The organism is Streptomyces sp. NBC_01214, assembly GCF_026340975.1.
GTDB lineage: Bacteria > Actinomycetota > Actinomycetes > Streptomycetales > Streptomycetaceae > Streptomyces.
The window spans coordinates 5,201,561-5,227,614 of record NZ_JAPEOS010000001.1 but is presented as its reverse complement, the minus strand read 5'-3'; the positions used below and the strand labels follow the sequence as shown (position 1 = coordinate 5,227,614).

The window sequence follows — 26,054 nt, the reverse complement described above, 5'->3', positions numbered from 1 at the left end:
GTCGCAGGTCGGGACTGTCCAGGGGCTGGGATCGGCATGGGCACGCCGGTCTACGGGGCGGCCCGAAGCGACGGTGCCCAGCGGGCACCGTCGCCGGGGGCGACCAGGCCGGATTCGTAGGCGAAGACGGCGGCCTGGGTGCGGTCGCGCAGCTGCAGCTTCCGCAGGATGCGGCCCACATGCGTCTTGACCGTCTCCTCGGCGACGACCAGCACCTGGGCGATCTCCGCGTTGGAGAGGCCCTGTGCCACCTGTGCGAGAACTTCGGTCTCGCGGTCGGTAAGGGCATCGATGCGCACGCCGGTCGGCCGCTTGGCACCAGGACTCACGCGGGAGAATTCGGCGATGAGCCGCATGGTGATGTCGGGTGCAAGTAGAGCCTCGCCCCGGGCCACTACCCTTACGGCTTCCGCGAGCTGGATGCCGGAGGCGTCCTTGAGCAGAAATCCGGAGGCCCCGGCGCGCATTGCCTCGTAGACGTACTCGTCGAGGTTGAAGGTGGTCAGGATGAGGATCTTCGCTGATGTTCCGGGCGTCGACGTGATCTGGCGGGTGGCCTCGATGCCGTCCAGGCCGGGCATCCGGATGTCCATCACGATCACGTCGGGTGCCAGTTCCGCGGACCGGGCGACGGCCTGAGTGCCGTCCTCGGCGGTGGCAACGACCTTGATGTCGGGCTGGGCACCGAGCAGGACGGAGAAGGCGTCCCGGACCATGGCCTGGTCGTCGGCGATGAGCACGCGGATGGTCATGCGCAGGTCTCCTTGCCGGCGGCGGGCGCGATACAAGTGGGCAGCGTCGCGCTGACCTCGTAGCCGCCGTCGGGGGTGGGGCCGACGGCCAAATCACCGCCGAGCATTGCAATGCGCTCCCGCATACCGATGACACCGTGCCCGGCCCCGGGTGAGGGGGCAGCAGGGAGTGCGGCAGGCCCGTTGACGACCCTCAGACCCAACGCATTTCGCGCATAGGTAAGTTCGATGCTCGTCTCGGCACCGGGGGCATGGCGCAGGATGTTACTGAGGGCTTCTTGGATGATGCGGTAGGCCGACAGTTCCACGCCCGGGGGCAGATGGCGGGCAGTGCCCTCGATCCGGGTGGTCGCGGGAAGGCCGGCAGCGCGTACGTTGCCGAGCAGCCCGTCAAGCTGTGCCAGAGAGGGCTGCGGGCTGGTGCCGGTCGTACTGTCGCCGGGGCCGTTCGACCGCAGCAGACCCAGCATGTGGCGCAGTTCGGCCAGTCCTTCCAGGGCGTTGGCGCGGATCGAGGCCAGCTCAGTGACGAGTTCTGGTGGTGGAGCCTGGACCCGATAGGGCGCGGCATCGGCTTGGATGGAGATGAGTGACAGGTGATGGGCCACGACGTCGTGCAGCTCGCGTGCGATCCGAGTTCGCTCCTCCAGGACAGTGCGCAGTGCTCGTTCCCGGGCTGTGGCGGCGATCTGCTCGGTGAGGCGTGCGTGGTCCTCGCGGCGGCCGCGTACCACGGCTCCGATGAGCACGGCCAGAGCGAACAGCACGAGGGCCCCGGTGATCATCTTCCATGAGCCGACGGAACAGCCGGACAGCTTCAGCAGAACAGCCAGCAGGGTGCTAAGTACGGCCGCTGTGATCGCCGAGAGCAAGCGCACCCGCAGCGCGAGAAGGAAGAGGACCCCTGCGTGCACCATCCACACGTAGATCTGAGTGTCGTGGGTGGGCGGATACTCCAATGTGATACCGGTGACGAGGGCCATCGACAGCCACCAGGCGGACGTCGGCCAGCGCAGGGCCACCACCAGCATGGCCGCGTGCCCGATGGCCGAGATCGGGGCGGTCGCGCCCGCCGCCGCGGCAGTCAGAGCGGCTGCGAGCAACACGAGGCCGTGGGGTAGCCAGCGTAGCCAACGGGGCCAGGCCAGAGGTGGCATAGGGCAGCCTCGTATGGTGATGAGGTCAGCCCGCAGGATGCGAAGGCTGGGGAGGTCCGCCATCGCGGTGGTCGTCTCGGGCACGTGCTCATTATCGGACATCGCAAGTACTCCGGCGGGGTGTCCGGAAGCGAGGCGTTCAGCGAACGCGCCGACATGCAGAGGCCCGGTGACGAAGACGGCCGGCAACCCCCGCCGCAGCTGCGCAGATCGTTTCACTCGTTCATGACGCCTTCCATTCCGAGATCCGTAAACGAACCTACGGGGCAGCCCCTTGGTCAGCATCCCGCTGGAGAGCCATACCAGCATGTAGCTCTTCAGGGGGACGAGACGCTTATCGAGCAGGCCCACGACATGACGCCGCGCTGCCGCCCTGCGCCCCGGAGCCGATCAACGCCTGCCGACGGGCCACCGACGGCTGTGTGAACGCCCGGTCTGACCATCCGGGCGGACCGTGTGAGGCGCTGTCAGAGCCCCGTGTCAGGATCCTCCCCAGGTCGGTGACGTCGATGCCGTCCCCGGATGCGACCCATCGGGCGCACCCGGGGCAGCCTGGCGCCCGGCCCGGGCCACCCACCCGGGGCGGCGCGTCAAGAAGGGGTGCGGATGGACATCGACGGCGAGGTCGCGGAGGCGTGGCGCCCGGCCACACCGCTCTCACGGCTGCGGGAGCTGGCAGCGCAGGCTCCGGGGACGGCCCGGATCGTGGCGTCCCGGATAGGGCTGCCGGCCGAGCTGGCCGAGGAGGTGGCCGTTCGGGCCGTCGCGGGCGGCCCCGACTGGTTCGGGGTGCTGCGCGCGCTCGCCGCCCACCCGGCCACCTCGGCCGAGCGGCTGGCCGAGCTCGCCGCCCACCCGCAGGAGTCGGTGCGCCGGGTGGTGGCAGTGCACCGCGCGACCCCCAAGACGGCGCTCAAAGCGCTGGCCCGGGACGGATCGGCAGCGGTGCGCCGGGCCCTGGCCGGATGTGAGGAACTCCCGCGTAAGGCGGCCGCGCTGCTGGTCACCGACACCTCCGCCGAAGTCCGGCTGACCCTGGTCCGGCGGATCGACGCCCGGCCGGAGCACCTGCGGGCCCTTGCCACCGACCCGGACGCGCGGGTCCGGCGGGTGGTGGCCGCACTCGGCCACGCCGGCGACGCGGACCTCACCGACCCAGACCCCGGGGTGCGCCGCACCGCCGTCACCAAGCGCTCAGCAGGAGAACTCGCGCCGCTGCTCGACGCCGTGGCGCAGGACCCCGACACCCGCGTCCGGGAGCTGATGGGCCGGCAGTGCCACAACCGCACCCCGGCCGTGCTGGCCCGACTCGCGACCGACCCCGAACCGTGCGTCCGGGCCGCCGCGGCGGCCAACGCATTCACCCCCGTCCGGCAGCTCACCGAACTGGCCGGCGACCAGAGCCTGGCAGTGCTCGCCGCCATCAGCCAGAACACGACGGCCCCGCCCGAGACACTCGCCCGGCTGGTCGACACGATCACGCGCTCGTTCGGTGACGGCGAGAGCATCGCGCACGGGCAGGAGCAGGACGTCCAGCGCCTCACGTATGCGGCACTGGAACACCCCGCCACCCCGCCCGAGTCACTGCGCGCACTGCACGCACTGGGCCTGTGGCCGTACTTCCACCCCGGGAACGCGATGGACCAGCCGAACTGGCCGGCAGACCTACTGGTCGAGTTCGGGCTGACGTACTGTGCGGGCACGGTGTCAGGCAAGGCGGAAGTCGAGAGCTTCGCGGCGATCGACGACGCCCGGCACACCGAGCCGCTGGGGGACGTGCTCGCCGCCATGGCACGCAGCCCGATCTACTACTTGCGCCGCGCCGTCGCCAACCGTCACACCCCACCGGAGGCGCTCGCCGAATTCGTCCGCGATCCCGCCCGCGCCGAGGACACCGGCCTCCTCAACGACATCGCCAAAAACCCGGCGACCCCGGTCGAGATCCTGCTGGCCTGGGCCGAGGCGGGCGTGCGCCAATACGGCATGCTGAAGAATCCCGCCCTGCCCGAGCCCGTGCTCGCCGCCATCGCGGCGGGCACGGACGCCTCGGACGCCGCGCAGGCCCGCGCCATGCTGGAGGTCCGGGCACTCCGGGCCGGAACGGAGACCTCGTGCTGACCATGTCCTCCTGGCGGGCCCGGTTCGACCGGCTCGCCGACACCTCCGCGGTGGCCGAGCGGCTGGGCCCCCAGGCCAACATGGCCGACTACCTCCAGGACACGAGCATCGCGTGGTACCACCACCAGGGCGATCTGGTGGTTCCGGAGGACCTCGACCTCGACATCGCGCTGGTCGTCGACGGCGACCTGATCGTGCACGGCTTCCTGGACGACTACGTCTCCGACATCGGCATGCTGGTGGTGCTCGGCGACCTGGTGGTGCGCGACCTGGTCTCCTGGGGCTCGGTGTATATCGGAGGCGACCTGCGGGCGGAGGGCATCGTCTACGGCTACTACAACGACTACACCTTCGAGGTGGAGGGCAAGGTACATGCCCGGGCGCTGGTGCTGTACGACAAGTCCGCCTCCTACCGCTCGGGCGAGCTGGAGGTGGAGGTGGAGTCCTACCACCCGCCCAAGGAGCAGCTTCGGGCGGCCCGCGACATCCTCGTCCCGCAGGTGTACGACGGCGGCGCGAAGCGGGCCAGGCAGGGACGACCGCCGAAGCTCCGCCGCCCGAGCTACCAACGGGTCTGCCGCCGACTGCGGGAGGGCAAACCGCTGTTCCGCAGCGCGTAGGGGCGCCGCCTGCTTCCTGACGACCATCATCCCCAGCGCGGTGCCCCGCTCTGTGCGACATTCCGTGAGTTCCCCCCTGAGCCCCGCTGAGTGGCACCTCACGGAGGTCCGCATCGTCGTCGCGTTGATGGGCGCGGGACTGGCCATCAACAGGCCTCCGGGCCAGCGGCAGCAGGCCGGAAACCGCACCATCGCGGTGGTGGCTATACGTCAGCTGATACAGCACTGCTGTGCGGCTCGGTGGCAACGATGAGTACCCCCTCTTCTCCACCTGCCGGCATGGACGCCCGACGGATCACCCCTTCCCATTCTTCGGGCCAGAGGGTGGCGGCGTCCCAGCGGACACCTTTGAGCGGTACGCAGAGCAGATTGGCCTGGCTGAGGTCTTCGCCGACGAAGTCGCTGCTTGCCCTCTCCACGGCGGCCACGGCGCGGCACAGTGCCTGTGCCTTGCCGTGTGCCTGTTCCAGGTCGTCGACGAGGTCTTGTGCGACGGTGGCCGCACCCAGCAGAAAGTCCGCTTCGGAGTCTGCCGCGCGGAGGAGGGCAGCGAGCTCGCCTCCGAGAAGATGCTGGGCGTTGTGCAGGTCGTGGAACAGCGGAGCGCTCTGGGATTCGAGGAGCAGTTCTACCTCGGTGAGGTAGTCGGCTCCGGTCTGGTCCGGTCGGCGGCGCTCCTGAGGAGCCGGCAGGTCGATCTGAGCGAGCTGCTGCTCCAGCTTCATCGTGAAGCGATGTGTCTCCGGCAGGAGTTCGTCGGCCTCCAGAAGGTGGATGAGCGATTCGACGGTCGAGAGCGCCGCCCGGATCACCATGGTCAGATCGGTGGGCCGGTAGTTGTGGGCGAGGCGGAGCGCTTCTCGTCGGTACTTCAGTCGTACCGAGGCAAGCCGACTGGTCAGCGGTCCGTGTGTCGGCAGCCTGGCTGTCGAGGGGAGGTGCCGTTCCTCGTCGGTATCGATCGTTTCGCGGCTCAGGCGCCCTGCTACTGCGGCGCCGGTTGCCTGGTGGGCCGACCAGAGCATACGGGCGAGCGTGGCGTCGGAGTCCCGAAGCTCAGGAACGCCTCCCTGGGCTGCCAGCCGGTCGAGGACTGCCCTGCCCACGTCCTGGTGCGCTGAGACCAGCAAGGCTTCCAGAGTGCTGCTGTGCGCGCCGGCACCGCTGCGGGGTGCATCGTTGCTCATGATTCTCCCTTCGGCGCTTCGTCGTCCTGGTACTCGCTGTGAAGCTGGAATACCGCTTTCAGCGCCGTGCGAGCGCGTGAAAGGTTCTGGCGAACAGCAACCTGCGTTGTGCCCATGGCCCGCGCGCTCTCCTCGGTGGTGAAGCCGTCGAGGTTCCATGCCAAGGCAGCACGTTGCTTGGAGGGCAGTTTGAAGAGCTGAGCCATCACCTGCCGTGCTTCCTCCCCGATCTCGGCAGCCTGTGCTGGCGTGTGCCATCGCAGGCTGACCTCGGGTTCGGGTAACTCCGCGAAGGCGTCTTCCGGCCTGACCTTCTGGCTGACCCATGACCGCCAGGCGACGGTGCGCAGCCAGGCTTTGGGTCGGCTGATGGTCAGGCCCGGCGTGCACATCTTCGTGAACGCGTCTTGCGCGGCGTCCTGGGCTTCCGGCCAGGACGCCCCGGCGAACAGCAGGAAGCGGACGAGCGCGGGGTACTGGTCGTGGTGCAGCGCCTCCGCCAGCTCGCGGCCGGGCAGCGCTACTGCCGGTGCTTCCAACGGGTGCACGACGGGCATCCCGTCCACAAGCAGTTCAGGGCTGGCGGCATCCTCCATCACAGCCACCCCCGATCCCATGCGACTCAGGAGCGAACCAAATACGTCGGTTCCTGGCCGACTCTTGCATGGCTCCCCGGGGCGCCGCATACCGGATCCTCGCGGTAATCCCCTCATCCGCGATACGCGCGAGTTCCACCTCCGTCCTCAACCAGCGGTGCGCGATCTTCACCGCCCCACTCACCAAGCTGACGAGAACGGTCGCCGCCGCTCCTGCCACAATCGGATCCACCCTACTCCCCTTCGCTTTTACCGTTGCTGTGACCCACATGTGCAGCAACAGAGCGCAGAATCAGGAAAGTTGTGACATTGCGCAGGTCAGAGAGGTAGAGCCTGAACCACGCAGGCGCAGCAGTGGTGGAGCGGGAGCGGGCCACCATCGGGGAGACCCACAGCCGGGACGCGGACTCGGGCCGCGCGGATGGCGGCGTGGTCAGGGCGTGCAAGCCGGACCCGGCCGGTCGGGGCCGTCCGCGGGCGGGGGCGGGCGTGGACTTGGCCGTCGCCTCGGCCGCCGCCAAGCTCGACGAGGTTTCGGGGCGCGAAGCCGGGGCACGCTGCGTGGTTGAAACGCCGTGCGCCGGGCGGGGGCGGTCTCTCCCGCCGGGCGCACGGCACGTATGGGCGCGTCATGGTCTGGGCAGTGGCAGGCCGGGCATCTGCGGGTAACGCAGGTGCTGTCCGCTGTCGTAGACGTGCAGGGTGAAGCTCTCCGGCCCGGGCCTGCCGGCCGCGTCGTAGGCGTCCAAGACGTGCTCGATCCGCTCCCACAGCTTGAGCGGGCCGCCTTCGCGCACGGCCCACCCGCCGTTATCGTCGGGGGTGAGGGTGGCGGCGGAGCCGGTGACGACGTCGACCAGGTGCACCACCTCCCCCACGGTCGTCATCTGCGCGTCAGGCACCGCGCTCTGGGCGAGGAACCGCAGGTGGAACGCCTCTTCGGTGGCAGCGGTGATCCCGGGCGGCGAGTGCCGCGCGAGGCGGCCGTCGTCGCCGGTTCGGGCAGCCCAGTGGTCGGGGTTGCCGAACACGGGCGCCGCGTGCGTGCCGACATGAATGAGACCGTGCCTTCCAGGAACTGGCCCTCAGCGGTCCTGTCAGGGCCGACCGTGAGGAGGACGCGTGCGTATCCGTAGAGCCAGCCGGAGAGGGTGAGCAGGATCTTCCCGCCCGGTCGGGTCTGCGCGAGCAGAGCCGGCGGCACGGCGCGGAACGAGCAGGCGGCCACGATCCGGTCGAACTTTGCCTTGGGCCAGTACCCGTGCAATCCGTCCGCCACCGCGAGCGTGGGGGTGTAGCCCAGGCCGTAGAGGGCGTCGGCGGCCTGGGCGAGCCGGTGGGGGTCGACCTCGATCGAAGTGACCGCTGCGGAGCCGAGGCGTTCGCAGGCGAGCGCCGGGAGTAGCCAGTACCGGTACCAATCTCCAGCACCCGCTGCCCTTCGTGCATCTGCATCCGCCCACATCCGCACCACGAGAGAGGGCAGGGTAGATGAGGAGGTGGGTGCCCCGCCGTGCCGGGTGGAAGGCTGCTTCCAGTCGGGTTCGTCGCCGTCGAACTGGGTGATCAGGGTGGTGTCGGTGTAGGTGGCGGCCAGCCACCGGCCGTAGTCGAGTTCGGAGGTGACCGGCTCCCACACCGTCAGGCCGACGCCGTCTCGTTCGTCGGCGGGCAGGTAGAAACCGGGCACGAACCGGTGCCGCGGCACCCGCTCCACGGCCGCCCGCCATGCAGGATCGGCCAGCGCGCCGTCCTCGGCGAGGGAGCCAGCCATCGCCTGCCGCAGCTGGGCGGCGTCGGTCTCAAGGTCGGCGGGCATTGTCATGGCCTGCCGCCTCCTTTCTGGTGAGGATGTCGGCGAACGCCTCGGTGATGGCTGGCGCATCCGGGAGCCAGCCCCACTGTCCGTTCGGATTGCACTCGATGGCCGTCCAGTGTTCCGCGTTGTCCCCGTCGCCGGTGAGGGCGAAGTCGAAGCAGCCGAAGACCAGACCAAACGATGCCAGGTAGTCATGCGCGGCGGCGGCGATGGGATCGGGCACGGCGATGGGGGTGTGAATCAGCTTGTTCCAGTCGCCACGGCGCCAGTCCAGGGCGCCGTCCGGTGTCTGGACGCGGCTGGCGAACACCTGCAAGCTCAGCTCTCCACAACGCGTGCTCGGACGACAACCCGCGCCGCGAACAGCTCTGATGTCATCGGGCACACCACCGGACTGATCGGCTTCTTGCGAGAGATCGTCCAAAGCAGCCACCAGCGTCTACGGGACGACCGGCGTTCGCGGGAGCGTTTGTGGCTCGCCAGCCTGCCGGCCTCCGTACGACGCCCCGTCGACCGGCCAGACGGCATCCTGCTCACCCTCGACCACGTGCCCCAGGCCGCCCCGCCGCCGCTACCGGAAGGGCTGGACGGGTGGTGTCCCCTGAACTGTGCCGGGACGCGGACGGTGAGGACCCGCCGCTCGCGAGCGAGGGACTGGGGAAGGAGTTGGTGCGGGCCGAGGACGGTCGCCAATGGCGAAGACCTGTCACGACGCGGGTTGGATCGGGACCGACGTCGAGCGCTGCCACGAGTTGCGCAAGTACCGCAACTTCGTACATCCGCGCGCCGAGATCCGGGAGGCTCACGCCCCGGACCGCGACACCCTGGACATGTGTTGGCCCGTGAGTAAACGCAGTCCTGAACGACCTCGCCGACTCCCAGCCCAAGGCAATCTGATCTTCCGAACCGCACCGTCCCGCGCGCAGCTGCTCAGACGAGTCTGGGCACGTAGTTCGAATCCGGGGACTCCAGCAGCTCGTCGATGCCGTCCGCTCCAAGTCTCCGTTCCGATGACCGCTGTCCGCACCGACCCTTACGATGCGTGCAGGTACTTCCACTTGGAGTAAGGGATGCCGGTGCCGAAGCGAGTGTTCGTCAGTTTCGACTACGACTACGACAAGAGTCTCAAGGATCTCCTGATCGGGCAGGCCAAGAACCCCGACTCGCCCCTCGAGGTAGATGACTGGTCCATCAAGGAGGCGCCATATGGCGGGAAGGCCAAAGCGCGCGCTGTCGGCGTGGCCATCGAGCTCCGGGTGGCCCAGGAGGAAGGAATCGACTACTTCCTGCTGAACGGGTACAGCAGCCAGACCGGCAAGAAGCCGACCACCGCACAGGCCGACGACAAGCTCTACCACTGGACGTGGCCCAACCTTGAGACGCCGGTCGGAGGGGGCCGGTGACAACGACTCCCGACCCGGTCCAGCGTGCAGAGATCCTCGAGCTCTACAAGCTCGCCGTAGAGATGGCCGACCGCGTCTCCGCACGCCGCGGGACCGCCAACGCCTTCTTCCTGTCCGTCCAGACCGCGTTCGTCGGCCTCGTCAGCTTCGGATTCCCGGAGCTCGCCAAGTCCCCTTGGTGGGCGGCGCTCGCCGTTGCTCTGGCCGGCGTCACCCTGTCCGCCACCTGGTGGCTCCAGCTCCGCAGCTACCGAGACCTCAACACTGCGAAGTTCCGGGGCATAAACAAGATCGAGGAAATTCTCCCGGTCAAGATATTCGCGGACGAGTGGGAGGCCCTGCGACGCGTTCCGATCGCCGACTGGCGCAAGCACTACGCCGAGCTCGGAACATCCGAACGCGTCGTGCCCCTGGTGTTCGTCACGGCACATCTCCTCCTGCTTGCGGGCACACTGACCGTGTGACCTACCTCGACTCCCTCGCCGCCTTGATCCGGTCCTGCCTCCCCTCGGACGCCGAGCCTCCTGAGGAATCGGCTGCCCTTTTCCGCATGTACGCCGTGCTGCTGAAAGCCAAGGGGGAGCAGGTTACCGACGAAGACGTCCACGATGCCTGGTCAGCGTGGATGCAGACGGTGAACAGCGCTCATGAGGCGCTGGTCCCGTTCGGCGATCTCGATCCGAAGGTCCGCGCCTTCGACGCCCCGTATGCGGAGGCCATCCGCGAGGCCGCGCGAAGAGTGCACCCACGCGCCACATGACACGCCGAACAACCGGTCAGGACGGATCACACCCCGTCCCGGGTGGCCGGTCGCCACAGCCCCGGATGCTCAAGCCTGGGAGGTGGGGAAGAGGTCATGAGCGGCGTCAGCTACGAGGCGGAGCTCGCAGTCAGCCAAGATACGGCTCAGTACGCGCTGCCAAGGCATGGGTGACACGGAGCCGCATCGATGGATGCATCCGCAGTGCGGCAACATCCTCCGTCGGCACGAACACGACCGCTGACGACTCCTCGCTCACTGCTCCCGTTCCGCCTGTGACTCGGCCCCGGAAGACCATCGAGCACTCCTGGCTCACGGTGCCGTCGTCGTACGAGGTCACATGCCCGGGGTTCGAGTACAGACCCACCAATCCGGTCACCTCGACTTCGTATCCCGTCTCCTCACGTACCTCGCGCGCCGCGGCCGCCGTGAAGCTCTCGCCGACGTCCACCATGCCGCCCGGCAGCGCCCAGTACCCGTCGTCGGAGCGCTCGATCAGCAGCAGCCTCCCCGATGCGTCACGGACCGCGACGTTGACCACTGGCCACAGTCGGTTGGCGGCCGGCGCCTTCGGGTCCTCGAAGTGGTCCTTCTTCATCTCGGGGCTCCTCGGGCTGGAATTGCGTGGAGCGGCTGTGGCCGCAGCACCACATGCTGCACCATGCTGTGACGGTGTGTATGCGGGAGGTCACGGCATGGGCCGAATCTTTGTGAGTTACCACGCAAACGACGGCGGCGGCATCGCCCGCCACTTGGTGGACGAACTGAAAGCCGCCGGCTACGTGGACTGTTACGCGTACGGCGTCCCCGGGTCCGGACCAGAACCGTCGTACGACTGGCGGGAAAGTCTGCGGCGCGACCTCCTCGCAGCCGAGGCGCTCGTCGTGGTCACCACCGAAGGGTCGTCCTCCGAGTGGTGCGTGTGGGAGATCTCCGTCTTCCGCGAACGCAAGCCGGACGCACCGTGCGTGGAGTTCTTCAGCGGAATTCCCCAGGGCCGGGCCATCCTCGACACCCGGCAGGCTCAGAAAGTCGTACCGCAGGACCCCGAGTCTTTGGCCGCGGCGGTACGCACCGCCCTCCGCCTGCTCGACCGGGCAGGCATCTCGACGAGCCCGGTCGCCGATTCGCCCTTTCCCGGTCTGCGCGCCTTCAACGAGGACCAGGCGTCTGTCTTCTTCGGCCGGGACGACGACATCCGTCGGCTCGCCGAGCCCCTCACGGGAGGGCTCAGGAACGGCGCCAGGGCCGTCATCGGCCCGTCCGGCGCGGGCAAGTCGTCTCTCGTACGCGCCGGGCTGATCCCCCGGCTGAAGCGTGACCCCCAGTGGATCGTCCTCGGCCCCGTCACCCCGGCTCACGGTGCGGTCGCCCACCTGGCCTCGGCGATCGCCGAAGTGCGCCACGGGCTGGGGCTGGACATGGCGACCGGGGCCCAGGTGGAGGCCTGTATCCGGTCCGACGACACCGGGCTCGCCGGGCTGCTCGGCGGCATCGTGGCCGCCGCGCCCTCGGCCCGCATCCTCATCTGCCTCGATCAGACGGAGGAGCTCCTGTTCGACAGCGCAGATGACGGCAGCCTCCAGGGCGACGCCACACTGCTGGTGGGCGCACTCGTCGAGGCCGTACACAGCCACGCCTGGCTCGTCTACACCCTGCGGGCCGACTTCCTCGACCAGCTGATGCGGCACGAGGCATTCGCCCCGCTGCTTGTGGACGACTTTCTCGTCAAGCCGCTGAGCAAGGCGGACCTGCCCCAGGTGGTCAACGGCCCGCTCGGCACCCGCGGGTGGCGACTCGACGAGCCGGCCATGGGGCTCCTGCAGGAAGACGCGACCGGGGATTCGCTGCCCCTGCTGGCCTTCGCGCTCGAGCGACTGTGGCGCCACGTCAACAAGGGCGGGCGAGGGGCGCCTCGGGCCATCACCCGGGCCGAGTACGAGGCTTCGGGACGGGTGCAGGACGTCCTTAGGATGCAGGCCGAGGAAGCGTTCGTCACGGCACGGAGCCTGGTGCGGAACGAGAACGGAGGGTGGCCCCTCCCTCGCGATGCGGAGCGCACCGTGCTGCGCTCCCTGCGCCGGCTGGTGTCGGTGGACGAGACGGGCAAGTACACCCGGCGGACCGTGGCGACGATCGAATTGTCGGACGCAGAGCGCACGTTGCTACAGCCCTTCGTCGCCTGCCGGGTGCTGACCACCACGCGTCATCCCGGCACCCGGACCGAGGCGTCGGGCTGGGACGGACTGGTCCAGGACGCGCTCGACGTCGCCCACGAGAGCCTCTTCGCCCACTGGCCTCGGCTGTACGAGGCGCTGCAGCGTGACCACGTCGCCCTCCGTGCACGCCGCGACGTGGAGGAAATCGCCACCCATTGGGCCAGGTTCGGCCGACTGGCCGACCAACTCGTGCCTGCCTCACGCCTGATGGGGCTCCTCATCGCGCTGTCCCCGTCGTTCGCCGACGGTCGGCATGACGATCCGCTCGAACCGTACTGGCCAGCGCTGGCCGAGGCCATGCGGGAGCTCCAGTTCTCCGAAACGGCACACACTCTGGTAGGCCGTTCCCTGCAACGCATCGCGGACGACGAAGTCGACCGCGCCGCCATTGCCCTGGGTGACAGCCCCCAGGACGCGCTGCAGCTGCTTACAGGCGGACCGGACCGGGGCAATGTCATGGTCCGGCTGTTGCTGCACGCGCCGAACCTCGACCGGTGGCGCCGGACTCTCCAGCACGCCATGGCCGTAGGGCGGCGGCTGCGGCTGCTCGACGGGCACGAAGGCGGAGTATGGGGCGTGGCGTGGTCGCCCGATGACCGCAGTGTCGCGACCGGCTCCAAGGACGGCACCGTACGCGTGTGGGACGCCGAGAGCGGCGAGTGCGTGGCCTGTTTCACCCACGGCAGGGAACGCAAGGGCGGCAACCCCGGGTGGGTGCGATCCGTCGCCTGGTCACCCGACGGCAAGCTGATCGCCTCTGCCGCCACGGACGAAACGGTAAGGCTGTGGTCTGTGCTCGAGGGCCGGGAAGTAGGCCTGATGCTACTACCCGACCGCCCGTGGTCCGTGCGCTTCGATGCCACCGGGAAGCGACTACTGGTCGCGTGCGCCGACGGCGGGGCCCATCTGTGGAACATCCACGGCGGCACCCGCGAACCGTCGCGAACACTGCGCAGCGTGGACACTGCGGGCAAACCCGTACGGCTGTGGGACGCAGACATCTCACCCGACGGTCAGCAGGTGGTGGCGGCACGCGACGACGGCCTGATCGACCGTCACGACCTGACCAACGAAACCCCGGTCCGAACCCTGCACCCGTATCGGGGAAACGAGAACCCGCAAACGGTACGCTCCGTGCGCTTCTCTCCCGGCGGCCGGCGTCTGGCCCTCGGGGACCAAGGCCACAGGACCTCGGTCATGAACGGCGACGGCGACGACCCGCCGGAGACCGGACGCGGACACTCGGACCAGGTCCGCAGGGTGGCGTGGTCACCCTCAGGATGCAACCTCGCCTCCGCGTCCGCCGACGCCACGGTGCGGATCTGGAATGTCACTCACGAGGCTGACGGTCCCCGCAGCATCCTGCGCCTACACGGACACGACCAGGGGGTGTGTGACGTCGCCTGGTCGCATGCGGGGGACCGCCTCCTCAGTGGCTCCGACGACGGCCGGGCACGCATCTGGGCGCTCGGATCCGACCCGATCATTACCACGATCACCGGCCGCGGACCCGTGTGTGCCATGGCCTGGTGCCCGACGACCCGTGTCCTTGCCCTCGCCGAGGAACAGAACGATCACCAAAACCCCCGGGGCAGCTCCCGCACCGCCCCGGTGGGCATCATGCCGGGTGGCGGAACCGTTGTCCGCGTGTGGTACCCCGACCGTACGGAATCGCTCGCCTGGTCGCCCGACGGCACCCGGCTGCTCGTCGGTTCCGCGAACGGCACCGTACGCATCCTGCGGCGCGGCGACGGCACGTCGCTGCACACTGTCGCCGTGCTCGACGATGCCCACGACGGCGTGCACGACGCGCAGTGGTCGGCCGACGGCACCCTGCTCGCCGTCGCCTCTCGAGACCGCACCTGGAGGCCGAGGGTCTACGACCGGGACGGGAATCTGCAGCCCGCCGGCGCGTGGAGTATGCACCAGAGCTTCCTGCGGGCAACGGCCTGGCGCCCGTTCGGGCATGTGTTCGCGGTCGCCGGGCAGGACAATCTGATCACGCTCAACTCTCTGACCGGAACCCTCGCCGAGTACCGCACCTCGAAGGTGTTTACCAGCCTGGCCTGGCACCCCGCCGGTGAACGGCTGGCGTTGGGCTGTACCGACGGACAGTTGCTGGTCCTCCGCATCGCCACAGACGGCACCAGCCACCACATCCGCACGGAACGAGAGTCCCCGCTGACCGGCCATCGGTCCGCTGTCCACTCCGTCGCCTGGTCGCCCTCAGGAAATCGACTCCTCTCGGCCTCAGCCGATGAGACGACACGCGTCTGGGACGCCCACACCGGATCGCAACTCACCGAACTGATCGGGCATGGAAAGCCGCTCCGGCAGGCGCTGTGGCTTGACGAACACCTGGTGGCCACAGCGTCCGAGGACGGCAGCGTCTGGTGCTGGGACCTCTCCGACGGGTCGCGCCAACCCGTCCCCGGCACCAGAGCGCAGGCGGATCTGGCGGCGCTCATCCACGAGGCACGTCTGCGCGCGCGATGACGCTCACAGCTGCCAGTTGGCCAGGGCGTCGAGCAGCACCGGCGGCCGCACCCCCACCGGGCCGGTCGCCACGTGGGCGTAGCCGAGCCCGGCGGCCGTGGCGCCACCGTCGGTCACCGGGTCGTCCCCGACGAGCAGGCACTGCGCCGGGCTCGCTCCGAGTCGTTCGCACGCGTCGGTGAACATCCCGGGATCGGGCTTGCAGCGGCCCTCCTCACACGACAACACGAACATGTCGACGAACGGGTCGAGCCCGTGCCGTGCGAACGCCGTCCGGATGTCCCATGCGATGTTGCTGAGCACGCCGACGCGGACTCCCGCCACCTTCAGGCGCTGCAAAGCGGGGCGGGTGTCTGCATAGGGGAACCAGCTGCCGGGGTCGTTGAGTCGGCGGAAGACGGAGGCGAGCACCTCGGCATCGGTGAGTCCGGCCAGCCGGAACAAGGCTTCATATGCGCGGTGGTTGGCAGCGGCGGACAGGTCACGTGCCGCCCAGTCGGCCCGCTGGGCAGTGTTCATCCGCGCAACCACAACATCGGGGTGGCGCAACGTGTGCACGATCTGTGCCCGCAGATTCTGGTCCACCGCGGGGATCGGTCCGCCGGTACTCTCGAACAGCCAGTCATGTCCCGGGAGCCGGCCGAACAGCGTCCCGGAGAAGTCGAACAGCACCCCTCGCACAGCTCCTGCCACCCATCCCCTGGTCGCAGGGCTTCCCTGTACAGGCTCCTCGGTCACAGTACCGCCCCGAACCCACCTGGTTGAGGCAAAACCTTGCTCCACTGTCGAATTTCCCGGGTAGGTCGAAGGCAGGTAGATCGAGGGCGCTTCATTGTGGTTTCCCCGATCCTCCGACGCCCGCCACATTCGCGCTGCGCGTACGCCTTCGTCCCATCGGATTCCTCGTCCGGTGCCCAGTTGCTCGGCCGATCACGCGTTGGCCGGAGGTATCGGAGTTCTTCTCGGGCAAGCCCCAGGGCGGGCCCTCACTGCAGTAGGTCGCGAGGCGCAACAGCAGCCAGTTCATCGACAACTCCTTCCTCACGAACGGGCTCACCAACCTCGGCTCCCTTCGCCCGGCTCCCGGCACCTGTGATGCTTTCCCCCTGGCATACGTCGAACACCGACGCTACCCGAGGACGGTGGGGGCGCGTCGCCATCCGGCGGGAGAGAAGCGGGCCGGCTAACCGCACGTCGGATCACCGGTCTCGCAGACACCGGGGTGGAGTGGAGAAGGGGCCGACGGCGCTGTACGACGCCCCCGTCCAGGGCGCTTCTTGCCGATCGTCTGATCGTTGGCTGATGTGTTCCGTCGACCGATGTGCACTGGGCGCGGATTGAGCCGTTGTGCCGGACTGGTCACCGATACGGGGTGGGCGGTGGCGGGATCACCGGCGGGTGATCGACGCGATTGCGTTCAAGTACCGCACGGGTACTCCCCAGCTGGACCTGCCCGAGCGGTTCGCTTCATGGAACGACACCCACTGCCGGCTGCTGATGTCGGCGATCGACGGAACATGGGAGCGCGTCTTCGACGCCCTGCTCACCGAGGCCGATGCGGAGGAGGATCTGGACCGGGTCGTATCTGTGGACTCCACCATCGTCCATACAAATCAGCACGCTGCCGGCGGTTGGCCTTCGTCCTCACCCCGGCCAGGCTGGTGACGCTCCAGTCGGTCGCCGCCTTGGAGAACACGGCCCGGCGCGCGCGGGTGCCCTTCACGTCGAGGACGGGAAGAGCCGGGTCGGGTTCCGCACCGTCGATCAAGTCGAGTGGATCGATCACGGGAGCCGACCCGGCGGGTGCAGGGATCTCCGTGATGGTGAACCCGTACCACCCGTTGTGGCCGCTTATCCAATCGAGCCGCTGGGCTGCGCTGCGGCATGCGACCTGACGTCCGCGAGGCAGCCGTAGTCGGCCATCCGGACCTGGGACACGCGGGCCCTGCGTGCGGGATGTAGTGGACGGGTTTGGCCGACAGTCGGAACCGGTAGGTCTGCCCGACGTCCAGGCGATCCAGGAGCGGTTTGTAGTCGGCGACGGCCGGCCGCGCGGAGGGGACGTCGATGGCCCAGCCTGCCTGTTCGACCAAGGCAGTCCAGTCGGGTTCGACCTGGGTGACCGCGTACAGGTTCGGCATGTGCTTGTCGTCGGGGTCCAGGCGCCACAAGCTCCGGCCGGGGGCATCATGATAGGACGTAACGCCAAGGACAGCGGCGTGCACGACCTGCTCGGAGCCTAGGAGTTTTCGGGCGCCCTAGGGTCTGTCGTCAAAGCGATCTTGCATTGTGGATCATGGTTGGGTGATACGTCGCCATGAACTGTCGGACGCCGAGTGGGAACTGGTGCAGCCGTTGCTGCCTCGGCCTGTGCTGGGGCGGCCGCGGCTGGACGACCGGACGATCCTGAACGGGATCGTGTGGAAGTTCCGGACCGGGGTCGCCTGGCGGGACGTGCCTGACCGGTACGGGTCGTGGGCCAGCCTCCACACCCGCTTCCGCAGGTGGGCAGCTGACGGAACCTTCGATCGGATGCTCCAGGCCGCGCAGGCGCAAGCAGACGCGGCAGGCGACATCGAGTGGCTGGTCTCGGTGGACTCCACCGTTGTCCGTGCCCACCAGCACGCGGCCGGGGCCCGAAAAGGGGGCTCCGCAGCCCGGCCCTCGGCCGGTCCCGCGGCGGACTGACCAGCAAGATCCACCTGGCCTGCGACGGCACGGGCAGACCCCTCGCGTTCGTCCTGACCGGTGGGAACACGAACGACTGCACCCAGTTCACCGCCGTGATGGACGCGATACGAGTGCCCCGGACCGGACCGGGCCGACCGCGCATCCGGCCCGACCACGTCATCGGCGACAAGGGCTACAGCTCGAAGGCCATCCGTACTTGGCTGCGGCGCCGCGGCATCACGCACACGATCCCGGAACGGTCCGATCAGGTCCGCAACCGTGCGCGGCGCGGCAGCCGGGGCGGCCGGCCGCCGGCCTTCGACAAGCAGGTCTACAAGCACCGCAACGTGGTGGAACGGTGCTTCAACCGACTCAAGCAATGGCGCGGCATCGCGACCAGATACGACAAGACCGCCCAGGCCTACCAAGCAGCCGTCACCCTCGCCTCGCTCCTGATGTGGGCGTGACACTTTGACGACAACTCCTAGCGGAGCGGGACACCTCGCCTTGGCTGTAGGTGCTGATGTACACGGCCACGCCGACGGCGTCCCGCAAGTACCGCCGGGCGTGGCCGGGGCCTCGTTACGGTGGTTGCTGCCCTACACTCCAATATGTACGGAAAGTCCCCTTTTGTTCACATTGAGTGCCGATGGGGTGGCCGTGGCCTGTTCATGCCACAGCATCCAGGCACGCCGCTCCGCACAGGCTTTCGCTCCCTGGCGGGCGCGATGCGCACGCCCCAGAGCCCGACGGAGCCGGCGGCGCCACCCCAGATCCCAACGCAGCACGTACCCGTACGCCTCCGTGAAAGGGATCCGTATGCCGCCCAGGAAGAAGACCGCTGCCTCCAGGACCATGCCTGGGCAGGACGCGCGCATCGACGCCCTCCGGCAGTTCATCCGGACCAAGGGCCACACCTATCTCACCGATCCGAACGTGAACAGCATCGGGATCGGCTACCGCGAACAGGGCGGGAAACGAACCAAGGAACTCACGCTCCAGTTCACGGTGGGTACGAAGGCAGAGCCGGAGGTCCTGGAGGAGCTGGAGACCATCATGATCCCCGAGACCATCAGGGTCGACGGGGTCGAGGTGCCGACCGATGTCATCCAGCGCAGCTACAAGCCGCAGTTCCAGGTGGTGGCCGAGGCGGAGAGCCCGACCCGCAAGCGGCGCCTGGACCCAATCGCTCCCGGTGTCAGTGTCGGGCACGAGGAAGTGTCCGCGGGCACGATCGGCTGCATCGTCTTCGACAAGAACGACGGCACTCCCCTGGTACTGAGTAACTGGCATGTCCTACACGGCGAGGACGGCGAACTGGGCGAAGTGGTGGTGCAGCCCGGACCCCACGACGACAACCGCATCGCCCAGAACCGCCTGGGCACCCTCAAGCGCTCCCACCTCGGAATGGCCGGCGACTGCGCCGTCGCGACCATCGAGGACCGCCGATTCGTCCAGGAGATCCTGGAACTCGACGTCGTCCCCGAAGAGCTCGGCGAGCCAGAACTCGGCGACAAGGTCATCAAGAGCGGTCGCACCACCGGAGTCACCCACGGCGTGGTCCGCCGCATCGAAACCCTTGCACAACTCGACTACGGCGAAACGGTGGGCCTGCGGAACATCGGCTGCTTCGAGATCGAACCCGACCCGGCGAACCGCCCAGCCAATGGAGAGGTCAGCCAGGGCGGCGACTCTGGCGCCGTGTGGATGTTCAAGTCCGGCAACGGCCGGCCGGGCAACGTGCTGGCAGGCCTCCACTTCGGAGGCGAGGACGAGTTCAGTTCCGACGAACATGCCCTCGCCTGCCTGCCACGCTCGGTCTTCGAGAAACTCGAGATCACTCTCAAGCCCCCGTCCGTCGAAGAAGCGGTCGTCGTCCAGGGCTACGACCCCGACTTCCTCGGCGTACGGATCGACACCCCGCGTCTGACCGCCGCAGTCAAGGACGACGCCGTCGAACTCGACGGAACCGACGTCATCCCCTACACCCACTTCTCCCTCGCCCTCAACGGCGTCAGAGGATTCGCGTTCTGGGTGGCCTGGAACATCGACGGCGCCACCATCCAGAGACTGCCCCGCCGAGGCATCAGATTCGTCAAGGATCCCCGCCTGCCCGACGACGCGCAGATCGGCAACGAGCTATACGAAGACAACCCACTTGACCGCGGCCACCTCGCCCGACGCGCCGACCTGCTGTGGGGAGCACCCCTGGAGGCCAAGAAGGCCAACAAGGACTCCTTCTTCTACACCAATATCACCCCCCAGATCGAAGACTTCAACCAGTCCAGCAAGGGCGGCCTCTGGGGCCAGCTCGAAGACGCCCTGTTCGCCGAAGCCGAGATCGACGACCTCAAGGTCAGCGCCTTCGGCGGTCCGGTCTTCCAGGAAGACGACCGCGTCTACCGCGGCACCCAGCTCCCACGCGCATTCTTCAAGGTCCTCGCCTACGTCGAACAGGGCCAGCTCAAGGCCAAGGCATTCATGCTCACCCAGAACCTCAACCGCCTTGAAGCCCTAGAACTCGACGAGTTCCGCGTCTTCCAGGTCACACTGAGCGAGGTCGAAGCAAGGGGCCGATTCCGCTTCTCCGCCGCACTGCGCAACGCCGACACCCTCTCAGTGCCCGAATCACTCGCCGCCCGTACTCCACTCGAGGACCTGTCCGACATCGACTGGCACTGACCGACCAGGCTGGAGGGCCAGAGCCGCCACCCTTAGTACTGCAACGGTGCTTGCCGTGACTGGTGGCCAGGTTGCTCGTTGGCCTGGTTATGGGTGGAGATCGTGGCGATGTCGGGTCGTGGGCGGCGGGTCTGGTCGAGTTGCATGAGCGTTTCGTGCATCGGTTTGCCAGGTCGGAGCCGCGGGAGTCGGCTCTTGCCTATATGCGGGGGCTGATAGCTCCGCTGGAGCGCAAGAACGGTTGGACGCTTGCCGAGGAGGCTGGTCACGCGGCTCCCGACCGGATGCACCGGCTGTTGAACCGGTGCGACTGGAACGCGGACGAGGTACTCGACGACGTTCGCGGCTATGCGGTCGAGCATCTCGGCGACCCTGAGGCGGTCCTGATCGTGGACGACACCGGGTTCCTGAAGAAGGGCGTCCGCTCGGCCGGGGTCCAGCGCCAGTACTCGGGAACGGCGGGCCGGACCGAGAACTGCCAGGTCGGTGTCTTCCTCGCCTATGCCCGTGCTCATGGCCGCACATTGATCGACCGCAGGCTGTATCTGCCCACGTCATGGACCGATGACCGAGAACGATGCCGGGCCGCCGGCATCGAGGACACCATCGCGTTCGAGACGAAAGTGGTCATCGCCAAGGCCATGGTCCGCCGGGCGATCGCCGAGAAGATTCCGTTCCGGTGGGTGACCGCGGACGCCGCCTACGGCTTCTCCAAGGGCTGGCGGACCGAGCTCGAGCGGGCGGATGTCTTCCATGTCATGGCCACCACCCGGCACGACACCGTGGTCTCCCGCTGGGCGATGAACCACCCCGTTCACGACCTGTTCAACGGCCTTGCGAGGCAGAAATGGAAGCGCCGTTCCTGCGGGAACGGCGCTCATGGCCTGCGGGTCTACGACTGGGCGAGAGTGGAGGTGAGGCCCTGGCACCGCGAGGACCGCCGGCACTGGGTGATCGCCCGCCGAAGCGTCGGCCGGCCGGACCAGATCTCCTACTACATCGCCTACTGCCCGGCCGAGACCACCCTCGACGAACTCATCCACGTCGCGGGCAGCCGGTGGGCGGTCGAGGAATGCTTCCAGACCGCCAAGCAGGAATGCGGCCTGGACGACTACCAAGTCCGCCGCTACCCCGGCTGGCACCGCCACATCACCCTCGCCATGGCCGCCCACGCCTGCCTCACCGTCCTGAAGGCCCGCGAGGCCGACACGGGGAAAGCAGAAACGGATCCTCCCAGCTCATACCCCTCACCCTCCCCGAACTCCGACGCCTGATCACCCGCCTCACCCACCGCCGACCAGCAACCGTCCAGCACGTCATGCACTGGTCCTACTGGCGCCACCGACGACAACACCAAGCCCGCGTCAGCCACTACAAACGACGCGGCCACACACCACCAGAAGCCAACAAACCATCACAGCAAACACCGTTGCAGTACTAATTCCCCTGGGGAGCCGTCGGCACTGTGGAAGGCGGCCCGGCAAGGAGGTGGAGCTGGAGCAAATCGTCAAGGGCTTCGACACCGGCGAGGAGTACGTGCTCGTCGAGCCGAAGGAGCTCGACGAGATCGCGCCGGGCCAGTCGAAGACGATCCAGATCAGCGGGTTCGTGGACCGGGACACCGTGGACCCGATCTTCTTCGACAAGACGTATTTCGCCGGGCCGAAGGGCAAGGAGTACGCCAAGGTCTACGGCCTGCTGGAGCAGGCACTGGAGGAGTCCAACCGGGCCGGGATCGCGACCTTCATGATGCGCGGCCGCGAGTACCTGGTCGCCCTGAAGGCGGAGAAGGGCCTGCTGGCCGTGCACACGCTGCACTGGTCGGACGAGATCCGCGAACCCCACCAGGAGATCCCGGACCTCCCCAAGACCGGCAGCGCGAGCGCGGGCGAGCTGAAGGTGGCCCACCAGCTGATCGACGCCCTCGCCATCGACTGGCAGCCGGAGGACTACCGCGACGTCTACCAGGAGAAGGTCGCCGCCCTCATCAAGGTCAAGCAGGCCGGAGAGACCGTCGAGAAGGCCGAACCCGCCCCGAGGGCCACCGGGGCCGTGGACCTCATGGAAGCCCTGCGCGCCTCCGTCGAACGGGCCCGCAGCCCCAAGGACACCGGGGAGAAGGCCGACACCTCCACGGCCGGCACGAAGACCACGGGGAAGAAGCCGGCCGCCAAGAAGCGCACCGGCTCTTCCGGAACCCGTGCACCGTCGCTCCGGTCGCTGACCAAGGCTGAGCTGTACGAGAAGGCCACCAAGGCCGGCATCCACGGCCGATCCGGCATGAGCCATGACGAACTCGCCAACGCCCTCACCAGCGCCAAGGGCAGCTGACGCTTTCCTGCCGACGCGGGCGGAGCCTGGTTTTGTAGTTGGGTTTCGGGTTCTGGCACAGATCTTGGGGAGTGGTCACAGATCGTGACGATGCCGTTCGATTACGGGGAAGGGGCACGAGGCCGGGTCCGTCAGCGTTCACGCATCCTGGTCCACCACCGCTGAGGACCTGTCCGTGATCCCGGAGGTGGTGGTCCGTTTCGCCACCGAGTAGCTGAATGTCGGTCCGGGTGAGCGCGGCCGGCCGAACCGGGACCGCATCTGCTCCCGGTGCCCCGGTTGCGGCGACGCGCCGACCGGATGGCCGTGCACCCGAGGGGGGAGGCCGGACGCGCCCTCGCCCCGGCAGGACTCGGCGAGTCTGCCGGGGCGAGCGGGACCGCGGCGGTTCCCGTGCGGTCGTCGGGTCGTAGGTCCTGCCCCCGACGACCGTACGACGGCACAGAACGTCGCGGTCAGGAGGAGCTCGGGTCAGCGGACCTCGGTGACCCGGTGCTCCTTGCGCGCGCCACAGTTGGAGTTGTACACCTGCACGTGCACGTTGCTGATGCCCCCGCCCCAGTCGACGCAGTGGCCCTTGCCGTACACGTAGGCCGGGCCCGCGTACGACGTGTACCGGCCGTAGTCCTCGCCCCGCTCCCAGGTTTCGGGGACTTCGATCCAGAGGGCCATGTCCACGGCCGCGCCCGGGTTGTTGCGGATGGTCGCGACGCAGTTCTTCCCGTTCGAGGCGTTGTACGTCAGGTAGACGGTGCCCAGCGAGCCGATGGCGGCCGAGTTCACGGTCTTGTAGGCGCTTCCGCAGACCTTCTGCGGCGTGGTGTTGGGCGCGGCGGTGGCGGGCGCCGCCAGCGCGGTCGTGGCCCCCAGGGCCAGGGCGGCGAATGCGGTAGTGGTAAGGACGGAACGGGTGAATTTCATGTTTCCCCCTGGTCGTCATTGGAGTTGGTCGCTCCTGCAAGGTGGGACATGCAGAAGCGGCGGAACGGTTGCGCATCGTCCGCAAAGAATGTGACCGCGTCGCCCTACCACCCCGCCCGCCGGCCGACGGACGGCGGGCGGGCGGGCGTCGAGGCCACACAGGCCGACTTCGCCGCGTTGTGCCAGCAGTCGACGGCTACGCCCGTCACCGCTTAGCGGAGTCGCTCCTCACCGCTCCGATCCTCCCCAAGGACCGAGAAGGCGTACGCGGTCTCACGCGTAGCCGTCTCCTCGCAATCGAACATCCAGGAACACTCCGCAACCGCTCCCCAAGATCAGAAGCGGGTTTCGAGAACGTCTGTTGCTCAATGGCGAGAACGCATTCTTCCTCGGGGAAGTGGTGTTGCCGAGTTCTGAGAGGGCGGTTCGCGAGTGATCGTCCGTTTCAGGACTGGGTTGGGTGAGGTTGGCTGGTGGCGGGCGGGGCTGCTCGTCTGCGCGAGTATCAGGTGACTACACTGGTTTGCTTGCTGACAGTTGGCGTTCCGGATCGTTGCGCGCTTAGATAAGCGCATGTCGGAGGGGACGCGGGGCTGGGCCCGTTGGCGGTATGGCGTATGGAGCGTAGTCATTTGCGCGATCTTGGCGGGTGCCGCCGCCTGGCTACTGAGTCCTGGTGAAGCAGACCCGCACGACTATCTCCGAGAGCGGGACGACGTGGTTTATGGCGACGGTTCGCTGGCAACCGTGCTTGCGCACTACGACGTGAGCCTGCCCGACGAGGCGACGGTTGTGCGCTTCCATGACGAAGAATCGCTGATCGGTTCCGAAGGGACCCTCTTCCTTCACTTCAAGGTTTCCGACGCCGGCTTGACGTCTTCCTTCAGACCCTCAGCGTGGGGCCACTCACGCCTGGCCTCCCTGCCGGCTGGGACGGCAGGGAGGGGCAGCGTTTCGGCTGGAGCTTCCCGGGCAGTTCCTGGCACGGAGCTCAGGGACCAGCCGAGGGAACCGTCACCGCTTCCGTCGCTGTCGCTCGGGCGAGCGGGGTCAACTCCGTCTATGTGATCGCCGAGCACGTCTGATCCAGTGCGAGAAGAGGTGCCACGGATTCACGGACGTGGCTTTCTGGTGAAGTTGCCGGTGTCGGCTTCGGCGAGGATATCGAGTCTGACCAGACGCTTCAGCTTGGCGCGGGTGCCTTCGATGTTCTTCGGTAGCAGTTCGTGGCCAAGGGCTTCGCAGACGTCACGGGCTCGCAGGGGGCCGGTAGCCTCGTTGAAGACGGCGAGGATCTGGGGGTAATCCGGGTGCTCGGGCAGGTCCGGCGGGGCGGCCGGGAGTCGGTGAGCGAGGCCGGCAATGGTCTTCCGGGTGATCTCGAGGTGTTCGAGGTGGGTCTCAGCCTCCCGCAGACGGTCCTGCAGTTCGGTGATCTGTCCACGGAGGTCGTCGGCCAGGGCCCGGGCGGCTTCCTTCTGGATGCCGAGGACGTCGAGCAGGGGTTGAAGGTTCATGCGGCCACCGCCTGCGGTCCGCGCCAGGTGGGGGTGTTCGCGCCGGTGAGCCGTCGGGCCATGACTTGGGTCATCGCCCAGTAGACGCCGGAGACGGAGGAGGAGGGGCGGTGCTCGTAGTCGCGGACCAGGCGTCGGTGCAGCATGAGGATCCCGCAGGTCTGCTCGACCCTCCACCGCTTCGGCTGCGGGACGAACCTCCGGTCCTGCGGGTTGCGTTCGACGATCTCCGCGTCGATGCCGAGCGCGGTGCCGTGGGCAACCACGGCTTGATCCAGCAGGGCGATGCCGGCTGCGTTGTCGTGGGTGTTCGCAGCCAGGACGATGACGGCGATGACCAGGCCCAACACGTCCACGGCCAGCCCCCTCTTGCGGCCCGGCACCTTCTTCGCCGGGTCCGGCCGGTCGTGGAGGCGGGGACCCCGGAGGCCGCGTGGACACTCTGGGTGTCCAGGACCACCAGGGTCGGGTCCTCTAATCGGCGGGCCCGTTCACGGACCTGGCAGCGCAGGAGTTCGTGGATGACTTGGTCGGTGCCGTGGTCCCGCCAGGCGGCGCAGTAGTAGTACGTCGCGCTCTTCGGCGGAAGATCGTGCGGGAGGTAGGCCCACTGGCAGCCGGTCCGGCCTTGGTAGAGGATCGCGTTGACGATCTCCCGCATCGCGTAGGCGCCCTGGTGGCCGCTGATCGAGCGGTGCCGGTCCTGCCATGCGGTGATCACAGGCTCGATCAGAGCCCACTGCTCGTCCGATAAGTCGCTGGGGTACGGCTTGCGTTCCGTCACACCACACCAGCAGGCGAGCGGT

General features: G+C 68.1%; 19 protein-coding genes and 4 pseudogenes. 11 read left to right on the top strand and 12 right to left on the bottom strand.

Translation table 11 applies throughout. From position 1 onward, the window contains the following. Positions 1-50: 50 nt before the first annotated feature. Complete coding sequence (locus tag OG594_RS24585) at positions 51-752, bottom strand: response regulator transcription factor (RefSeq protein ID WP_266602455.1); 702 nt, start codon at positions 750-752, stop codon at positions 51-53. Continuing rightward, positions 749-1,993 carry a sensor histidine kinase gene (locus tag OG594_RS24580; protein WP_266602453.1) on the bottom strand — a complete coding sequence of 415 codons (1,245 nt, stop codon included), beginning with the start codon at positions 1,991-1,993 and terminating at the stop codon, positions 749-751. Before OG594_RS24580 ends, OG594_RS24585 begins: the two co-directional genes overlap by 4 nt. A gap of 522 nt (positions 1,994-2,515) precedes the next feature. On the opposite strand from OG594_RS24580, the gene OG594_RS24575 reads away from it, so the two are divergent. Beyond that, positions 2,516-4,027 carry a hypothetical protein gene (locus OG594_RS24575; RefSeq protein ID WP_266602451.1) on the top strand — a complete coding sequence of 504 codons (1,512 nt, stop codon included), beginning with the start codon at positions 2,516-2,518 and terminating at the stop codon, positions 4,025-4,027. Beyond that, entirely contained in the window at positions 4,021-4,647 is a 627-nt protein-coding gene (locus tag OG594_RS24570; protein WP_266602449.1) for a hypothetical protein, read from the top strand. Before OG594_RS24575 ends, OG594_RS24570 begins: the two co-directional genes overlap by 7 nt. Before the next feature lie 203 nt (positions 4,648-4,850). Here OG594_RS24570 and OG594_RS24565 read toward each other — a convergent pair whose 3' ends face one another. The 4 genes and pseudogenes from OG594_RS24565 to OG594_RS24550 form a co-directional block, all read right to left on the bottom strand. Then, positions 4,851-5,834 carry a hypothetical protein gene (locus OG594_RS24565; RefSeq protein WP_266602447.1) on the bottom strand — a complete coding sequence of 328 codons (984 nt, stop codon included), beginning with the start codon at positions 5,832-5,834 and terminating at the stop codon, positions 4,851-4,853. Next, the gene (locus OG594_RS24560) at positions 5,831-6,430 is read right to left on the bottom strand and encodes an RNA polymerase sigma factor (protein ID WP_266602445.1); all 600 of its coding nucleotides are present in this window, start codon (positions 6,428-6,430) and stop codon (positions 5,831-5,833) included. Before OG594_RS24560 ends, OG594_RS24565 begins: the two co-directional genes overlap by 4 nt. 629 nt (positions 6,431-7,059) lie before the next feature. Next, positions 7,060-8,255 (bottom strand): annotated as a pseudogene (gene tgmC, locus OG594_RS24555) (ATP-grasp peptide maturase system methyltransferase). Beyond that, the gene (locus tag OG594_RS24550) at positions 8,233-8,565 is read right to left on the bottom strand and encodes a hypothetical protein (protein ID WP_266602443.1); all 333 of its coding nucleotides are present in this window, start codon (positions 8,563-8,565) and stop codon (positions 8,233-8,235) included. Before OG594_RS24550 ends, tgmC begins: the two are co-directional and overlap by 23 nt. Before the next feature lie 760 nt (positions 8,566-9,325). Between OG594_RS24550 and OG594_RS24545 the strand changes: the two genes are divergently transcribed. The 3 genes from OG594_RS24545 to OG594_RS24535 are packed head-to-tail and all read left to right on the top strand — an operon-like array spanning position 9,326 to position 10,412. Beyond that, positions 9,326-9,652 (top strand): hypothetical protein, encoded by a 327-nt coding sequence (locus tag OG594_RS24545; protein ID WP_266602441.1) that lies wholly within the window; start codon positions 9,326-9,328, stop codon positions 9,650-9,652. Then, on the top strand, positions 9,649-10,116 hold the full coding sequence (locus OG594_RS24540) for a hypothetical protein (protein ID WP_266602439.1): 468 nt from the start codon (positions 9,649-9,651) through the stop codon (positions 10,114-10,116). Before OG594_RS24545 ends, OG594_RS24540 begins: the two co-directional genes overlap by 4 nt. Beyond that, complete coding sequence (locus tag OG594_RS24535; protein ID WP_266602437.1) at positions 10,113-10,412, top strand: hypothetical protein; 300 nt, start codon at positions 10,113-10,115, stop codon at positions 10,410-10,412. The genes OG594_RS24540 and OG594_RS24535 overlap by 4 nt, the downstream gene beginning before the upstream one ends. 130 nt (positions 10,413-10,542) lie before the next feature. On the opposite strand, the gene OG594_RS24530 is transcribed toward OG594_RS24535, so the two are convergent. Then, entirely contained in the window at positions 10,543-11,010 is a 468-nt protein-coding gene (locus tag OG594_RS24530; RefSeq protein ID WP_266602435.1) for an NUDIX hydrolase, read from the bottom strand. A 112-nt stretch (positions 11,011-11,122) separates the two neighbouring features. Between OG594_RS24530 and OG594_RS24525 the strand changes: the two genes are divergently transcribed. Continuing rightward, positions 11,123-15,127: a WD40 repeat domain-containing protein gene (locus OG594_RS24525; RefSeq protein ID WP_266602433.1), complete on the top strand. Its 4,005-nt coding sequence runs from the start codon at positions 11,123-11,125 to the stop codon at positions 15,125-15,127. 3 nt (positions 15,128-15,130) lie between these two features. Here OG594_RS24525 and OG594_RS24520 read toward each other — a convergent pair whose 3' ends face one another. Next, the gene (locus tag OG594_RS24520; protein ID WP_266602431.1) at positions 15,131-15,808 is read right to left on the bottom strand and encodes an HAD family hydrolase; all 678 of its coding nucleotides are present in this window, start codon (positions 15,806-15,808) and stop codon (positions 15,131-15,133) included. 666 nt (positions 15,809-16,474) lie between these two features. Between OG594_RS24520 and OG594_RS24515 the strand changes: the two genes are divergently transcribed. After that, on the top strand, positions 16,475-16,792 hold the full coding sequence (locus tag OG594_RS24515; protein WP_266602429.1) for a transposase: 318 nt from the start codon (positions 16,475-16,477) through the stop codon (positions 16,790-16,792). Here the strand turns inward: OG594_RS24515 and OG594_RS47420 are convergent. Beyond that, positions 16,741-17,370, bottom strand: a pseudogene (locus OG594_RS47420) (type I-E CRISPR-associated protein Cas6/Cse3/CasE); the annotation flags it as partial. The gene OG594_RS24515 and the pseudogene OG594_RS47420 sit on opposite strands and share 52 nt — an antisense overlap. 64 nt (positions 17,371-17,434) lie before the next feature. On the opposite strand from OG594_RS47420, the pseudogene OG594_RS24510 reads away from it, so the two are divergent. The 4 genes and pseudogenes from OG594_RS24510 (at position 17,435) to OG594_RS24495 (ending at position 22,810) form a co-directional block, all read left to right on the top strand. Next, positions 17,435-18,264 (top strand): annotated as a pseudogene (locus tag OG594_RS24510) (IS5 family transposase). 388 nt (positions 18,265-18,652) lie between these two features. Further along, positions 18,653-20,479, top strand: a complete 1,827-nt coding sequence (locus OG594_RS24505; protein ID WP_266602427.1) for a DNA/RNA non-specific endonuclease — start codon at positions 18,653-18,655, stop codon at positions 20,477-20,479. A gap of 89 nt (positions 20,480-20,568) precedes the next feature. Beyond that, positions 20,569-21,753, top strand: coding sequence for an IS701 family transposase (locus OG594_RS24500; protein WP_266602425.1), 1,185 nt, complete (start codon positions 20,569-20,571; stop codon positions 21,751-21,753). Next, positions 21,707-22,810, top strand: coding sequence for a Ku protein (locus OG594_RS24495; protein WP_323185313.1), 1,104 nt, complete (start codon positions 21,707-21,709; stop codon positions 22,808-22,810). The genes OG594_RS24500 and OG594_RS24495 overlap by 47 nt, the downstream gene beginning before the upstream one ends. A 471-nt stretch (positions 22,811-23,281) precedes the next feature. On the opposite strand, the gene OG594_RS24490 is transcribed toward OG594_RS24495, so the two are convergent. The 3 genes and pseudogenes from OG594_RS24490 to OG594_RS24480 form a co-directional block, all read right to left on the bottom strand. Then, on the bottom strand, positions 23,282-23,731 hold the full coding sequence (locus OG594_RS24490) for a spore-associated protein (RefSeq protein ID WP_189968811.1): 450 nt from the start codon (positions 23,729-23,731) through the stop codon (positions 23,282-23,284). Between the two features lie 1,112 nt (positions 23,732-24,843). Continuing rightward, complete coding sequence (locus OG594_RS24485) at positions 24,844-25,248, bottom strand: hypothetical protein (protein ID WP_266602421.1); 405 nt, start codon at positions 25,246-25,248, stop codon at positions 24,844-24,846. After that, positions 25,245-26,032: pseudogene (locus OG594_RS24480) on the bottom strand (transposase). Before OG594_RS24480 ends, OG594_RS24485 begins: the two are co-directional and overlap by 4 nt. Positions 26,033-26,054 lie beyond the last annotated feature (22 nt).